Origin of the sequence: Klebsiella sp. PCX (assembly GCF_021869705.1) — a bacterium.
GTDB lineage: Bacteria > Pseudomonadota > Gammaproteobacteria > Enterobacterales > Enterobacteriaceae > Klebsiella > Klebsiella quasipneumoniae.
In genome coordinates this window covers 1198782-1212874 of sequence record NZ_CP091527.1, presented here as the reverse complement: position 1 = coordinate 1212874, position 14093 = coordinate 1198782, and the positions used below count along the sequence as shown (strand labels likewise).

The 14093-nt window shown below is 56.9% G+C and carries 15 protein-coding genes and 1 other RNA gene; 6 read left to right on the top strand and 10 right to left on the bottom strand.

The window, feature by feature from the left end; genetic code table 11:
• Positions 1-9: 9 nt before the first annotated feature.
• The 4 genes from GQR96_RS05660 to GQR96_RS05645 all read right to left on the bottom strand — a co-directional run bounded on the left by GQR96_RS05660 (position 10) and on the right by GQR96_RS05645 (position 4681).
• Entirely contained in the window at positions 10-1212 is a 1203-nt protein-coding gene (locus GQR96_RS05660) for a glycoside hydrolase family 53 protein (protein WP_004204760.1), read from the bottom strand.
• A 4-nt stretch (positions 1213-1216) separates the two neighbouring features.
• Positions 1217-2068 carry a sugar ABC transporter permease gene (locus tag GQR96_RS05655; protein ID WP_004204761.1) on the bottom strand — a complete coding sequence of 284 codons (852 nt, stop codon included), beginning with the start codon at positions 2066-2068 and terminating at the stop codon, positions 1217-1219.
• Between the two features lie 10 nt (positions 2069-2078).
• On the bottom strand, positions 2079-3386 hold the full coding sequence (locus GQR96_RS05650) for a carbohydrate ABC transporter permease (RefSeq protein ID WP_017898898.1): 1308 nt from the start codon (positions 3384-3386) through the stop codon (positions 2079-2081).
• Between the two features lie 62 nt (positions 3387-3448).
• Entirely contained in the window at positions 3449-4681 is a 1233-nt protein-coding gene (locus GQR96_RS05645; RefSeq protein ID WP_017898899.1) for a maltodextrin ABC transporter substrate-binding protein, read from the bottom strand.
• A 354-nt stretch (positions 4682-5035) separates the two neighbouring features.
• On the opposite strand from GQR96_RS05645, the gene ugpC reads away from it, so the two are divergent.
• Both ugpC and GQR96_RS05635 read left to right on the top strand, forming a co-directional pair.
• Positions 5036-6145 (top strand): ABC transporter ATP-binding protein, encoded by a 1110-nt coding sequence (gene ugpC, locus GQR96_RS05640; RefSeq protein ID WP_023319854.1) that lies wholly within the window; start codon positions 5036-5038, stop codon positions 6143-6145.
• Between the two features lie 235 nt (positions 6146-6380).
• Entirely contained in the window at positions 6381-7940 is a 1560-nt protein-coding gene (locus GQR96_RS05635; protein WP_004204766.1) for an EAL domain-containing protein, read from the top strand.
• Positions 7941-8002: 62 nt separating this feature from the next.
• On the opposite strand, the gene GQR96_RS05630 is transcribed toward GQR96_RS05635, so the two are convergent.
• Positions 8003-8275 (bottom strand): metal-sensing transcriptional repressor, encoded by a 273-nt coding sequence (locus GQR96_RS05630; RefSeq protein ID WP_004204767.1) that lies wholly within the window; start codon positions 8273-8275, stop codon positions 8003-8005.
• Between the two features lie 164 nt (positions 8276-8439).
• Between GQR96_RS05630 and GQR96_RS05625 the strand changes: the two genes are divergently transcribed.
• Positions 8440-9267 carry a nickel/cobalt efflux protein RcnA gene (locus GQR96_RS05625; RefSeq protein WP_048294259.1) on the top strand — a complete coding sequence of 276 codons (828 nt, stop codon included), beginning with the start codon at positions 8440-8442 and terminating at the stop codon, positions 9265-9267.
• Positions 9268-9311: 44 nt separating this feature from the next.
• Here GQR96_RS05625 and GQR96_RS05620 read toward each other — a convergent pair whose 3' ends face one another.
• A complete protein-coding gene (locus GQR96_RS05620) occupies positions 9312-9926 on the bottom strand; it encodes a membrane protein YczE (protein ID WP_017898903.1) in 615 nt (204 codons plus the stop codon).
• An 88-nt stretch (positions 9927-10014) separates the two neighbouring features.
• On the opposite strand from GQR96_RS05620, the gene GQR96_RS05615 reads away from it, so the two are divergent.
• The gene (locus GQR96_RS05615; protein WP_017898904.1) at positions 10015-11442 is read left to right on the top strand and encodes a MocR-like transcription factor YczR; all 1428 of its coding nucleotides are present in this window, start codon (positions 10015-10017) and stop codon (positions 11440-11442) included.
• 134 nt (positions 11443-11576) lie between these two features.
• Here GQR96_RS05615 and GQR96_RS05610 read toward each other — a convergent pair whose 3' ends face one another.
• The 3 genes from GQR96_RS05610 to ffs form a co-directional block, all read right to left on the bottom strand.
• On the bottom strand, positions 11577-11792 hold the full coding sequence (locus GQR96_RS05610) for a hypothetical protein (protein ID WP_004142688.1): 216 nt from the start codon (positions 11790-11792) through the stop codon (positions 11577-11579).
• Positions 11789-12046: a hypothetical protein gene (locus GQR96_RS05605; RefSeq protein ID WP_004204776.1), complete on the bottom strand. Its 258-nt coding sequence runs from the start codon at positions 12044-12046 to the stop codon at positions 11789-11791. Before GQR96_RS05605 ends, GQR96_RS05610 begins: the two co-directional genes overlap by 4 nt.
• A gap of 311 nt (positions 12047-12357) precedes the next feature.
• An RNA gene (ffs, locus tag GQR96_RS05600) (signal recognition particle sRNA small type) lies at positions 12358-12454 on the bottom strand.
• Between the two features lie 241 nt (positions 12455-12695).
• Between ffs and GQR96_RS05595 the strand changes: the two genes are divergently transcribed.
• On the top strand, positions 12696-13103 hold the full coding sequence (locus GQR96_RS05595) for a hypothetical protein (protein ID WP_049003068.1): 408 nt from the start codon (positions 12696-12698) through the stop codon (positions 13101-13103).
• Positions 13104-13169: 66 nt separating this feature from the next.
• On the top strand, positions 13170-13481 hold the full coding sequence (locus tag GQR96_RS05590) for an MGMT family protein (RefSeq protein WP_004204778.1): 312 nt from the start codon (positions 13170-13172) through the stop codon (positions 13479-13481).
• Between the two features lie 38 nt (positions 13482-13519).
• Here the strand turns inward: GQR96_RS05590 and GQR96_RS05585 are convergent, their stop codons facing one another.
• Entirely contained in the window at positions 13520-14011 is a 492-nt protein-coding gene (locus GQR96_RS05585; RefSeq protein ID WP_002891903.1) for a YbaY family lipoprotein, read from the bottom strand.
• Positions 14012-14093: the final 82 nt, after the last annotated feature.

Genomic DNA, 14093 nt, shown 5'->3' with positions numbered 1-14093 from the left:
GACAAATAATTAATTAAATACTTTTACCGACGGCAGTACTTTTCCCTGGCAGTCAAATAGCGCCTGATTTTCCCGCGCATTACCCTCTTTCCATTCGTCATGGATATATTTCATCCCCGCCGGGGTGGCCCAGGTATTTCCCGGCACAGCAATCCACGTCGGCTCCCAGTAAAAAATACCTTTGCCGCGCTGGTCGGGAACATCTATTACGGCCTGCATCAGATCGTGGATATAGCGATATTGCCCCTGCACGGTGGCGGGATAGCCTCCGTCCTTTTCCTCTTTGGCCTGAAAACTGTTTTCCGCGTTATCGCAGTTAGCCAGGGTATAGGCATAGGCCGCCTCGACGACAATGACATCTTTGTTATAACGTTTGCTGATGTCATCCATATTGGCCTTCAGGGCGCTGATCGGCCCGTTCCAGTAGGTGTACATCGACAAACCAATCACGTCATAGGGCACATGACGTTTCTCTATTTCGTCAAACCACCAGCGGAAGGTATCGTTCTTGGTCCCTTCAGCCAGATGCAGCATGATTTTCACCTGCTCGCCATTGCGCAGATTCGCCTTCAGACCATCAATGGCCGCGTTCAGCAGCCCGGCCAGCCGGTCGAACTCGCCGCCCCCCTGCCCCCAGCTTTTCCCTTCCGGCCACAGCATACCGCCGTTGATCTCATTGCCGATCTGCACCATATCCGGCAGGACGCCCGCCTGCTTAAAGCGGGCGATGGTATCCCGGGTATAGTCATGAATCGCCGTTTTCAGCTGCGGATAATCCATCTTTTCCCAGGCCTTGGGTTTGAACTGCTTGCCGGGATCGGTCCAAAAATCGCTGTAATGGAAGTCGAGCAGCAGCTTCATTCCCTGGGCTTTCGCCCGTTTCGCCAGCGCCAGAGTAGTGGCCAGATCGTTATTCCCGCCGCCATAGCCCTCGCCGCTTGCCGATTGCGGATCCACCCACAGGCGGAGGCGAACATAGTTGACGCCGTTCTCTTTCAGAATGGCGATCGGATCCTTACGCTGGTTATTCTGGTCGTAGAAAATTGCCCCGTGCTTTTCGGCATCCAGCAGCGTGGAGATATCCGCGCCTTTAATAAAGTCCGCCGGCATACCCTGAAAGGCGCGGGTTTCAAGCGCATCCGCTGCCAGCGAAGGGAGGGAAAAACTGCATGCCAGACAAACCGCAAGCCATGCGGGTGTAAATCTTTTCATGTGCTTATCCTTTAGTACTGCCCGAGGTCAGGCCGGAGACGAAGTATTTTTGTAACGCCAGATAGAGGATCGCGACCGGCACGGCAATCAGCACCGCCCCCGCCGCGTAGGTGGTGTAGCTGGCCCCCATTTTTTGCGCCACCAGGTTATACAGACCGATAGGCAGCGTGTATTTATCCGGGGTACGCAGGATGGTGCTGGAGAGGATGAAATCCCCCAGCGGGCCGGTGAAGGAGAACAGCGCCACCACCGCAAGGATCGGCCTCGACAACGGCATGATGATCTCAATAAAGATGCGAAAGCTACTGGCGCCGTCCATGCGGGCGGACTCATCCAGATCTTTAGGGATCGCGTCGAGATACCCCTTCATCAGCCAGGTGTTCATCGGGATCATTCCCCCGACGTAGATCAGCACCAGCGCCAGATGGCTGTTTATCAGGCCAAGCAGTTGCGACAGCACAAAGATGGCAATCAGCGCGGAAAACTGCGGGATCATCTGCAGCAGCAGGAACAGCATCAGCCCGTTCTGCCGCCCTTTAAAGCGGAAGCGGGAGAAGGCGTAAGCGGTAAAGCTGACGCTAATCAGGGTCAGCACCATGGTCAGAAAGCTGATTTTCATCGAGTTCCAGTACCAGGTGAGGTAATTCACATTGCCATTGAACAGATCGGCATAGTGCTGGAACGACAGGTTTTCCGGAATGATCGAGGTACTGAGCAGGCTATTGCCGGCGTTCAGCGACGCCCCGACGGTCCAGACCAGCGGGTAGATAATCACCACCGAGACCAGGATAACCACCAGCCAGGTGAGAGAGAGTCGGATCCACTTTTCGCGTTTAATACTGGGTGATTGAGCCATGTTGCTTCCCTTACGCCATGTCGTCATTTTTGAAGGATTTGGTGGCGCGGAACTGCCACAGCGCCAGGCCGACGACGAAGATCGACAGCAGGATAGTGATGGTCGCCGCGATGGCGTACTGCGACGAGGACATCGTCAGCTTATAGATCCACGACACCAGAATATCCGTCCCGCCGGCGTTAGATCCCGCCACCGCAGGGCCGCCGTTGTTAAACAGATAAATAATGTTGAAATTATTAAAGTTGAAGGTGTACTGGGTGATGATGATCGGCGCGATCGCGTACAGCACCAGCGGCAGGGTGATGGTGCGCAGGCGGGTAAAGGCGCTGGCGCCGTCCATCGTCGCCGCTTCATACAGATCGTCCGGGATCGCCTGCAGCACGCCGGTGGTCATGGCAAAGACAAACGGAAAGCCAAGCCAGGTCTGCATCATGATCAGCGCGGTTTTGGTCCAGAACGGATCGGTTAGCCATGCCTTCGGGCTGATGCCGAAGAATGACAGGATCGCGTTGTTAATCACCCCGAAGGAGTCATTGAACATCCCGGCAAAGACGAGGATAGTGACAAACCCCGGCACCGCCCACGGCAAAATAAAGATGGTGCGGATCAGCGGCTTAAAGCGCAGATCTTTTTGGTTCACCAGAATCGCCAACAGCACGCCCACCGTACACTGCAGGGTGGTCGCCAGCAGCGTCCACACCACGGTCCACTGCAGCACATCCAGGAAGGTGGAGCGCCAGATGGAGAGGGTGAAAATATTGACGAAGTTTTTCAGCCCCACCCAGTCCACCAGCTTCGCCGGCGGCGTGTGGTACAGGTTGTAGTTGGTGAAGGCGATGGCAAAACCAAACAGAATGGGAAAGATCACCACAAAGACCAGCAGAATAAAGCCCGGGGTGATCATCAGGTACGGGAAGCCGTCGCTCAGCAGCATCTGGTACTGCTTACGCACGCTGTTCAGCGCGACCCCTTCATCGCGTTTTTTGCCGTTCAGCCACGCGTCCCGCAGCGAGAGAAAATAGATCAGCACGCCAAAAGCGACGATCAGCACGCTGATAATCCCCTCCGCTAACAGGAAGATAGAGTTATCCCGGGGCACCTCTTCACCCAGGGTATAGAGCCCCCACAGCCCCTCGCGCAGGAAATCGTAAAAAATACCCAAAAAGCTGCTCAGCAGCACCAGGAAGACCAGCCCCTTCAGCCACTGGCGATGATAAAACTGGCCGAAACCCGGCACGATTGCCAGCAACAGGCCGCACCACGCATGGCGCCCGGGCCCGCGCGCGTCGCTAAAATTTTCGCTGGAATGGATGCTCACACTCGACTCCTTCTACAAACGGGAGGTCCCCCTCCCGCTCGGTGACTTCACGTGACGGTAAATTACTGATTGCTGGCCTGCATCGCTTCAATCTGCATCTTGATCTGTTTCACCGCATTATCGAGCGCGGCCTGCGGCGCCTGCTTGCCGGTGAGGCTCAGTTCAAGCGCGGCATTGGCCGGCCCCCACACTTCCCCCATCTCCGGAATGCCCGGCATAGCCATCGCCCGAGCCGACTGAACGGCGACGGCGCTGGCCTTTTCGTCATTTTTAATCACCGGGTCGTCAATCATCGCCTTCAGCGGCGGGATTTCGCCGGTGGCGACATAGCGGGCTTTTACATACTGCGGCTGGTTGATGAACTCGATAAACTGTTGCGCCAGCGCCTTGTCTTTACTCCAGGTCGATACCACGTAGCCCTTAACGCCGAGGAAGGAGCTCATTGGCTTGCCGTCCGGCAGGGTCGGCAGCGGCACCACGCCATAGTTGATACCGGCGGCTTCATACGGCTGGAAGGCCCAGGGGCCGTTGATCACCGCCGCCGCTTTTTTCTCGGTAAACAGCGAATCAATGGCGTTCAGCCCGTTATCGCCGAGGATCCCTGCGGGGAAGGCCTTCTCGGCATAGAATTTTTTCAGGAAGGTCACGGCTTCCACGGCGCCGGGCGTATTGAGCCCCACCTGCTGCGGATTAAAACCGCCGCCGTCGTTCTTCGCGAAGATATAGCCGCCCATCGGGCCAATCGCCCCCCAGCTGTAGTAGATCTGATCAAACTTGGCCAGCAGGCCGTATTTGTTCTGCTCGCGCTGGGTCTTCGAGTAGTCCAGCCAGGCCTGCAGACTGTCCAGCGGCTTGTCGATCAGGTCCTTGTTGTAGATAAGCACCAGGGTTTCCACCGCTTTCGGGATCCCATACAGCGCGTTGTCCATGCGGAAGGCGTTGATAGAGGCTGGCGTAAAGGCATCCTGTTTCGCCTGCTCGACGTTGAGCGGCGAGAGAAGTCCCTGAACGACGGCGCCGCCGAGCTGATCATTCGGGATCACCAGCACGTCCGGCCCAATGCCCGCCGGGCCATCGAGGCGCAGCTTTTCCAGCTGCTGGGCATAAGGCATCTCCTGCAGATTGACCTTCACGTTGTACTGCTTCTCAAAATCGCTGACCGCGGTTTTGATGCCAGTGGATTTTTTAATGTCTTCCCAAACGTTGAGCTGCCCGGCGGCATGCGCCTGCAGGCTGGTAAGTTGCCCCGCCGCGAGGGTGGTAAGGATCAGTGCAGCAAGCGTGTTCTTTTTCATTATCAACCTCATGTGAAGGTATAACAATTTAATGGTTTTTATTTGACTTACGTCTGCCAGTTAGGAAAAAAATCATTTCAAACTGGCTTGTTACATAGAAAACAGACTCTGGTTCGCTTTTGTTATACGCTACGCTTTGATTAGGGATAAAACTACCATAAGCTGCCAGTTGTGTGATCATCCTTGCAGAAATGAAACGCCGCTGTATGGCGCAAAAACCGCGGAAGTTATAGTCAGGACATGATTTTAGCGCTGTTGAATATTGTCACGCTGATTTGTTACACGTAATACAAACACACTCAAATCAGCGACACGCCAACGGCAAACAACGGCTACTCACTTCGGGGAATGTGGATGTCCAATATACGACTGAGGAATGTCACCAAAAGGTTCGGCAGCACGGTGACGCTGCACCAGGTCAATCTCGATATTGAAGATGGCGAGTTTGCGGTCTTCGTCGGCCCTTCCGGCTGTGGAAAATCGACGCTGTTACGTATGATTGCCGGGCTGGAAGAGGTCAGTGACGGGGAAGTGCTGATTGGCGATGAGGTGATGAACGATGTGGTCCCCGCCCGCCGCGGCGTGGCGATGGTTTTTCAGTCCTATGCGCTCTATCCGCACATGACGGTGGCGGAGAATATGGGCTATGGGCTGAAAGTCAATAAAGTGCCGAAAGCGGAGATCCGTCGCCAGGTGGAAATGGTGGCCAAAACGCTGCAGCTCTCTCACCTGCTGGATCGTAAACCGAAGCAGCTCTCCGGCGGCCAGCGGCAGCGTGTGGCCATTGGCCGCGCTATCGTGCGTAATCCCCGGGTGTTTATGTTCGATGAGCCGCTTTCTAACCTCGATGCGGAGCTGCGCGTCGATATGCGCCTGCATATTGCCCGCCTGCACCAGGAGCTGAAGACCACCATGGTGTATGTCACGCACGATCAGGTGGAGGCGATGACGCTTGCCGATAAAATCGTAGTCATGAACTACGGGAAGGTCGAACAAATGGGTTCGCCGATGGCGCTGTACTACAATCCGGTCAACAAATTCGTCGCCGGTTTTATCGGCTCGCCAAAGATGAACTTTTTGCCGGCCACCGTCAGCGACTGGCAGGCAGAGCGCTTAACGGTCACCCTCGCCCAGGACCAACAGCTCACCCTGAACGTTGCCACCCAACCGCTGAAGCCCGGCGCCGCGGTCACGCTGGGGATCCGGCCAGAGCACCTCACGCCGGAAGTCTCCACCGGTACCGTGGTGGAGTTTCAATGTGAAGTGGTGGAGCGTCTGGGCAACAATACCTACCTGTTCGGCCAGTGCTACGGTCACGATAACGTCAAGGTTCTGCTGCCCGGCGACGTCCATTTCCGCCCGTGGCAGAAGATTAATCTGGCCTTCGATGACCGCTTCTGCATGGTGTTTGATGAGAACGATCTGCGCATCAGCGCCGATATCACGGCGCCGGACGCCCACTAAGCCAACATATTGCTGTCATCTGCGCAGCGTATGCTGCGACTGAATGCCGGAATACATCCTGCCCGGCATTCACACCCTCATTTTTATTCTGCTGCATCGGAATCATCCTTCTCTCCCGGCATCGCAGGTTATTGTGATGCCGGTTTTTTTGCCCACGCAGCACGATTTCTCCCGCTGCGCCCGGTTTATCTTTCGCATATACTGATGACACCCGGCGAACGATAAGGATACAGGCATGAGGACCCGGCATCTGATGGCGCTGTTTACAGGAGTGCTGATACTGGCCATCATCCTGCCTATCTCGCTCAGCATCTGGCAGGCGGCGCGGCAGGCCAAAATGCAGTTCTATCGTGAGCTGGATGATTATTCCAACCGTATTGTCGTCCGCACGCTGCAGGTCGCCGATCAGGCCCGGGAAGCACTGCGGGAGGCCGACTCACACTCTGCCGCTTCCTGTAGCCCGGAGCATCTGCTCGCCCTCCGCCGGATCGCCTATACCCATCGCTACGTGCAGGAAGTGCTCTGGCTGGAAGATTCCGTACCGCAATGCTCCTCCCTGGAAGACCATAGCGTTGCGGTGACCTTCCCGCCACCGGACCACATTGCCCCCGACGGCTATCGCACCTGGCTGACCTCGATTAACGATCTTGGCCTTAATCACCAGATGACGGCCATGGCCAGCCGGCAGCATATGGTAATGATCGATCCCATCTCCTTCATTGATGTGGTGCCCGCCAGCGAGGAGAAGATCCATACCATGCTGTTTGGTTTGGACCATCTGAAAATGGTGATCAGCAGCCAGCCGCTGCCGGCGAAGGTCTGGCAACGGATTAAAGATCCGCACCTGAATATGCTGACCCTGGATAATACGGTCTACCGGATCCAGCGCATTCCCGAGCTGGGATCCGGCATTGTGACCTGGTCATCCACGCTGCCGCTACAGCAGCGTATTCGCCAGCAGCTGATCTTCTGGCTCCCTGTCGGCATCTTCACCAGCCTGCTTGCCACCTGGCTGCTGCTGCGCCTGCTGAGACACCTGCGTTCACCGCGCAACAGTATGCTGGACGCCCTCAATTCCCAGGCGATTCAGGTTCACTATCAGCCGATTATTTCATTGCAGGACGGAAAAATCGCCGGGGCCGAAGCGCTGGCGCGCTGGCAGCAACCCGACGGCACCTTTTTATCGCCGGATATCTTCATTCCCCTGGCCGAGCAAACCGGACTGATCACCCAGCTGACGGAAGATATCGTCAGGAAAATTTTTGCCGACCTGGGTCCCTGGCTGAGGCAGCGGCCGGAAGTGCATATCTCCATCAACCTGTCGGTGGATGACTTACGCTCTCCCACCCTACCCAAGCTATTACACGATCAGCTGCAGCACTGGGGGATCGCCGCGGAACAGATTATCCTTGAGATCACCGAGCGCGGGTTTGTTGACCCGGAGACCACCATGCCGGTGATCGCACACTACCGCGAGGCCGGGCACCGCATTTCGATTGACGATTTCGGTACCGGCTACTCCAGCCTGAGCTATCTGCAGAAGCTGGACGTCGACACGCTGAAAATCGATAAATCCTTTGTCGATACCCTCGAGTACCGGCCGCTGACGCCGCACATTATTGAAATGGCCAAGGCGCTCAATTTGGCCACCGTCGCCGAAGGGGTGGAAACCGTAAGCCAGCGCGATTGGCTGAGACAGCATGGCGTTCAGTACGCCCAGGGCTGGCTGTACAGCAAAGCGCTGCCAAAAGAGTCGTTTATTCTGTGGGCGGAAGAGAACCTCCATGCGCATTAAGCGGCAGGCGGCCTGCGCAGAAGGTCAGCGGGCGCGGCCTCTTCGCCGCCCTCTGCCGGAGGCTACTTCAGATAGGATTTAATCACCTGCATCACCGTCTCCAGATCCGCCTCACGCTGCGTCTCGTCTGGCTCTTTCACCACATGGTCGGTGAGATGTCCCTGGATAACCTGCAGCATCATGCCATTGACCGCGCCGCGGATCGCCGCCAGCTGCTGTAGCACCTCAGCGCACTCATGCTCGCGATTAAGCATTTTCTCTAATGCGGTACTCTGCCCCTGAATTTTCTTCAGCCGGGTCAGTAACTTCTTTTTGTCTCTCACTGTGTGTGACATTACGCGATCCACCGTTTTTTTCTGTCCGGGATTACCGACCTGCGTGGTCAGCAACGCCTGCCAGCATACCATGATCCTTTTTATTAGCCGCTTTATCTACTGGGGGGTAGTATTTTACTACTGGGGGGGAGTAGGATAAACGCACTTTTGGCAAGGATCCCGATATGAACGATTTCACTTCCCTTTTGCAGCAGGGCAATGCCTGGCTGTTTATTCCCAGCGCAATACTGCTCGGCGCGCTGCACGGCCTCGAACCCGGGCACTCAAAAACAATGATGGCCGCCTTTATCGTGGCGGTGCGAGGAACCTTAAAACAGGCGGTACTGCTGGGGCTGGCGGCCACGGTTTCGCATACGGCGGTGGTCTGGCTGATCGCCATGGCCGGTCTGTGGTTTGGCCGCGGCTGGAACGCCCAAACCTCTGAACCCTGGTTTCAGCTGGTCTCAGGGATTGTCATTGTGCTGATTGCCTGCTGGATGCTCTGGCGCACCTGGCGCGAATCGCAGCCCCACACGCACCATGATCACCACCACGAACATGATCATCACCACGAACATGATCACCACCATGACCATCACCATGCGTCCTCATCCGCCGCGCCGCTGGTGGCGGAAGAGTGGCAGGATGCGCATCAGCGGGCCCATGCTCAGGAGATTAACCGGCGCTTTGATGGCCGTCAGGTGACGACCGGGCAGATCGTGCTGTTTGGCCTGACCGGCGGGCTGATCCCCTGCCCGGCGTCCATTACCGTGCTGCTTATCTGTTTACAGCTGAAGAAATTCTCGCTGGGCGCCACGCTGGTGCTGGGCTTTAGCGTCGGTCTGGCGCTGACGCTGGTGGCTTCAGGGGCTATCGCCGCCCTGAGCCTTAAACATGCCGCCCGCCGCTGGCCGTGGCTTAACGACCTCTCGCGCAAGGCTCCCTGGTTTTCAGGCTTACTGATTATTGTGGTGGGGATCTACATGATGCTTCATGGCCTGAGCGGCCTGTAAGCGATGAAAGGCCCTCTCCGTGATGAAGAGGGCGATGGGTTAATTCAGGAGACTATTTCCCGGGGAGGGCTGACCGCGTTGCGGTTGACGGGCTGACTGAACCACGGCAGGCACAGCTGGATAAGCGGTCCAATCGACAGCGCGTAAATGACGGTTCCGACGCCAAACTTGCCCCCCAGCAGACAGCCAATCAGCAGCACGGAAAGCTCGATCGCCGTCCGGATACCGCGCAATGACCAGCCGGTGCGAGCGTGCAGGCCGGTCATCAGGCCATCGCGCGGACCCGGGCCAAACCCCGCGCCAATGTACATCCCGGTGGCGATAGCGTTCAGCACAATCGCCACCACCAGCAGCGCACTGCGCGCCACCAGCGATTCCAGCGGCGGCAGGACGGCCAGCGTGGCGTCCGCCGCCAGCCCCAGCACGATCACATTGCTCACCGTGCCGAGCCCCGGCATCTGCCGGATCGGGATCCATAGCAGCAGCACCGCGGCGCCGGTCAGAATAATCACAGTCCCGAAACTGATCCCCAGCTGTTTAGCCACTCCAAGATGAAAGACGTCCCACGGATCGGCGCCGAGATTAGCATGCACGAAGAGCGCCGTGGACACGCCGTAGAGCACCAGACCGATATATAACTGCAGCAGCCGACGAAGCATATTTTTTCCTCAACATCATTGCGAATGCCCTCATCATCAGCAAAAATGGACTGATAATTAATGGCCAGTTTTGGAAAAGTGGATCGCTATGTCAGCCCGACGCTTTGGAACACAGTCCCTGGTACGCCTGCTCGGCAACTGGCAGGAGTCCAGTTCTCGCACACCGCTATGGCGCCAGCTGGCGGAAGCGCTCCGCCTGCTGATCCTCGATGGCCGTCTGACGCTACAGACGCGCCTGCCCGGCGAGCGCGAGCTGGCGGCGGCCCTCAACGTCAGCCGGACGACCATCGCCAGCGCCCTCGGCCAGCTGCGGGAGGAGGGATTTATCCAAAGCCGCCAGGGGAGCGGGTCGCGCATTGTTTTGCCGGAACGCCCTGCCGACCTGCCGCCGCCCTCTGCGACTCCCTCGACGATCAATCTCTCTACCGCCGCCCTCAGCGCCGGTCCGGAGGTCCATCAGGCCTTCCAGCATGCCATGACCCTGTTGCCGCCCTATCTCGCCCAGACCGGTTACGATCAGCAGGGGCTCCCGGTGCTACGGGAAGCGATTGCCCGGCGCTACAGCGAACGTGGCCTGCCGACGCGGCCCGATGAAGTGATGGTGGTCAACGGCGCGCTCAGCGCCTTCGCGCTGATCCTGCGTCTGTTCACCGGCCCCGGTGACCGGGTGGTCATTGATGCCCCGACCTATCCAATGGCCATCAGCGCCATTCAGGGCGCCTCCTGCCGGCCCATTGGGGTCGCACTCCCACAGCAGGGGTGGGACTGCGATGGATTCGCGGCGATCATTGCGCAGACCGCGCCGCGTCTGGCATGGCTGATGCCGGATTTTCACAACCCCACCGGGCGCTGTATGGATGCCCTCACCCGCCAGCGGGTCGCGGACATCGCGGCCAGGACGCGAACAACGCTGGTGATCGATGAGACCATGGTCGACCTCTGGTATAACGCCCCGCCCCCGCCGCCGCTGGCCTGCTTTAATCCCGACGCCGCGGTGATCACCATCGGTTCGGCCGGGAAAAGTTTCTGGGGGGGACTGCGCATCGGCTGGATCCGCGCCAGCACGCGAACAATCGCCTCGCTTATTCAGGCCCGCGACTCTCTGGACTTGGGTACGCCGCTGCTGGAGCAGCTGGCCTGCAGCTGGCTGCTGGCAAACGCCGCCACGCTGCTGCCGCCGCGACGGGAGATGCTGAAGGCGCGCCGGGACATGTGCGAAGAGCTGATGAAAGAGTATTTTCCCCGCTGGCGCTTTACGCCACCGGAAGGCGGGCTCTCTTTTTGGGTGGAACTCCCTGACATGCTAGCCACTTTGTTCTCTGCACGTGCGGAAAGCCAGGGGATCCATATCGGCACCGGCACGCGGTTTGGTCTGGAGGGCGCGTTCGATCGCTATTTACGTCTGCCGTTTACGCTGCCGGATGAAGCATTGCGCCAGGCCTTCTCCACGCTACAACCATTGTGGCACAGCCTTGCAGAACAGCGGGAAAGTACGCGTTTGCGGAAAATAATATAAGAAAATATCGACGGGCTGGCTTCAGCCCGTCAAAAGTCCGTCATCCATGAGGTATATGAGATGTTTTTATAAAATTGCCTGGGTATCCTGCCATCTGGTTATGGCAACCCGGTGACGGAAATAAGGCAATTTCATTAATGCTGGCGCGGAATAGGAAACCCTTTCAAGGAAATAATAAAGCCATCTTCATCTTTTTTAATTTTAGCGCCGGTGTCACACCAGTCGGAGGCAATGCGAAAGAACTCATCACTACCGATATTCCAGTTCAGGCGAACGTGTTTCACGTATCCTGAGCGCAACATATCGCAGGCTTCGCTGTAGTTGCTGGCTGTAGAGAATTGTTGTTTCATTTTTTCTTCTTCAGAAGTTTTCTTAATGCTTTGATTTCTTTAGGGGTTAATGGCGTCGCTTCCTCTTCGGTATGCTGGCTGTCAATGTCCTCTTCCGTCACCCCCGCCTCATCTGCTGACGCCTCCAGCTGAAAAGCCAGCTGCAGCAGCTTTTCCGTTGCCGTACCCAGGTTCTCGTTATTCACTTCCGCATAATGACGCAACTTCTCTTTTAACTCAGCGTCAATTTTTACATTCAAAACCACTGTGGTCATAGCTACGCTTCCCGTGCAATAAAATCATCATAATTAATACACGAAGTTAACATGCTGATCCAGAGATATATTTTATAGCATGGATCTGGCAACAAATTCCCACCAATAAGATGCGCTTTATTTATGACACGCAAATGACATTAATATGTCAGTAGAATTTCAGATTTATGACAAGTAAATATTATGGAATAAGTAGAGGGTGTTTTAGCAACTAAAAATAATATGTGATCTGTATTAGGAATAAATTCTGGCCAGCAGAGAAGACCGCACAAATACAAGGGGAAAATTACGAAGGCCGAAATGGGTGGGGGCCCTGCCAGCTACATCCCGGCACACACGTCGTCTGCTCTGGCTGCTTCCTTCCGGACCTGACCTGGTAAACAGAGTAGCGTTGCGGGAGAACCAACAGAGCCCCCATTGAGAGCGTTGTTACCCAACGCGCTGGCGCATTATCCCTGCTGACCTGGTGAATTGCAAGCACGCCCCGACTGCCTGCTGGTTTATTGCGCAATAATGCGAATAAAACCAGTCACTCACGCTCAACCTGTGAGATTGCGAGCGCGCGCTCAGCACACAGTCGGGATATCCACCATACTTAGCCATCTTGCGTCCCCTTTTATCATCAGCACCTTGTCTCGACGGTAATCGAATGACTGACTCATCACCACAGACCATCACTCTGCCTTTACCCGCCATTGAAGGGATGACCATCGCCTTTCAGGGGGTGAATTATCTGCGCCCTGAAAAAATGCTCGACTTCGTGACCATTACTCAGGCGCCGGTGCGGGCGGTCACGCCGCTGGCGCTGCTCTATTCCACCGTCGGCGTCCTGCGCCAGGTGGAACTGCGCAAGCTACCGGTCTACATCAGCGGTCGGGTGGTATACCCCATCTCGTCGTTGACCATGCCGGGCCTGCGCGCGAAGCTGATCATCAACGCGACCTCGCAGCGGTTAAAATTCCTTGAGAGCCTCATCGCCAGTTCACCTTCCGACAATGTCCATGGCATGCAGATCCTCGGCCTCGCTCTGACGTTCACCATCGAACAGCCCGCCTGATCGGGCAGGCTGTACAGCCTGAAGATCAGCGCTTATGCTGGCGTTTTTCGGGTAACAGGACTGAATATGGATCCGCACGATACATTTCCCCAACGTGTCTGGCACATTGTGGCGTCGATACCGGAAGGGTATGTCACGACCTATGGCGATGTCGCCAGGCTGGCCGGTTCGCCGCGCGCGGCGCGCCAGGTGGGCGGTGTGCTGAAGCGTCTGCCGGAAGGGTCCACTCTGCCCTGGCATCGGGTGGTCAATCGCCATGGCGATATCTCCCTCACCGGCCCCGATCTGCAGCGGCAGCGTCAGGCGCTGCTGGCCGAAGGGGTGCAGGTCTCCGGCGGCGGCCATATCGATCTCCAGCGCTATCGCTGGGTTTACTGAAGACCAAAAAAAAGCCCCCATTCGGGGGCTTAGCGAGCTTACTGTGCGACAGGCACGGCGGTCTGCTGAACCGGAACCAGCGTCAGGTCGGCATGGGTGCCACCCTGGTTGATCACCGTCTGCACGGTATCGGTAATGAACATCAGCTGGCCGTTAACCGTAATCGCTGCGCTCAACAGAATGCGGGCGTTCGGTTGAATATCTGCCGGGTTGTAAGGCAGTGCAAAGTTGAATGGCGCCTGCTTGCCTTCGGTACGCACCGCTTTTTGCGACAATACGCGGGCTGGCGCATCGGCCAGAGAAGCATCCGACAGGGTCACCGTCAGCACCGCATCCGGCGGCAAAGCGATTCTCTGGCGGATATTAATCGTCCCCGTGACGCTCGGCTGCTGCTGCGCCACGCTCAGCGTCGCAATACCGTAAGGGTCGGGTGCGGCCGCCTGCGTCGAAGAATTGTTCGAGTGGTGATTAGCACAGGCGGTCAGCGTCGCGGCGACGGCTAAGGCACTAAACATATAGGCAAATTTCATGATGTTCTCCTTATCATCCCTTAATACCCAGGAGGATGTTCCGCCGCTTCGCCGGCAGGAACTTTCGTGTCGTCAATAAGTG

Coding starts and splice junctions, on each gene's coding strand:
- GQR96_RS05660 (WP_004204760.1), bottom strand. CDS start 1,212: ATGAAAAGATTTACACCCGCATGGCTTGCGGTTTGTCTGGCATGCAGT.
- GQR96_RS05655 (WP_004204761.1), bottom strand. CDS start 2,068: ATGGCTCAATCACCCAGTATTAAACGCGAAAAGTGGATCCGACTCTCT.
- GQR96_RS05645 (WP_017898899.1), bottom strand. CDS start 4,681: ATGAAAAAGAACACGCTTGCTGCACTGATCCTTACCACCCTCGCGGCG.
- ugpC (WP_023319854.1), top strand. CDS start 5,036: ATGTCCAATATACGACTGAGGAATGTCACCAAAAGGTTCGGCAGCACG.
- GQR96_RS05635 (WP_004204766.1), top strand. CDS start 6,381: ATGAGGACCCGGCATCTGATGGCGCTGTTTACAGGAGTGCTGATACTG.
- GQR96_RS05630 (WP_004204767.1), bottom strand. CDS start 8,275: ATGTCACACACAGTGAGAGACAAAAAGAAGTTACTGACCCGGCTGAAG.
- GQR96_RS05625 (WP_048294259.1), top strand. CDS start 8,440: ATGAACGATTTCACTTCCCTTTTGCAGCAGGGCAATGCCTGGCTGTTT.
- GQR96_RS05620 (WP_017898903.1), bottom strand. CDS start 9,926: ATGCTTCGTCGGCTGCTGCAGTTATATATCGGTCTGGTGCTCTACGGC.
- GQR96_RS05615 (WP_017898904.1), top strand. CDS start 10,015: ATGTCAGCCCGACGCTTTGGAACACAGTCCCTGGTACGCCTGCTCGGC.
- GQR96_RS05610 (WP_004142688.1), bottom strand. CDS start 11,792: ATGAAACAACAATTCTCTACAGCCAGCAACTACAGCGAAGCCTGCGAT.
- GQR96_RS05605 (WP_004204776.1), bottom strand. CDS start 12,046: ATGACCACAGTGGTTTTGAATGTAAAAATTGACGCTGAGTTAAAAGAG.
- GQR96_RS05595 (WP_049003068.1), top strand. CDS start 12,696: ATGACTGACTCATCACCACAGACCATCACTCTGCCTTTACCCGCCATT.
- GQR96_RS05590 (WP_004204778.1), top strand. CDS start 13,170: ATGGATCCGCACGATACATTTCCCCAACGTGTCTGGCACATTGTGGCG.
- GQR96_RS05585 (WP_002891903.1), bottom strand. CDS start 14,011: ATGAAATTTGCCTATATGTTTAGTGCCTTAGCCGTCGCCGCGACGCTG.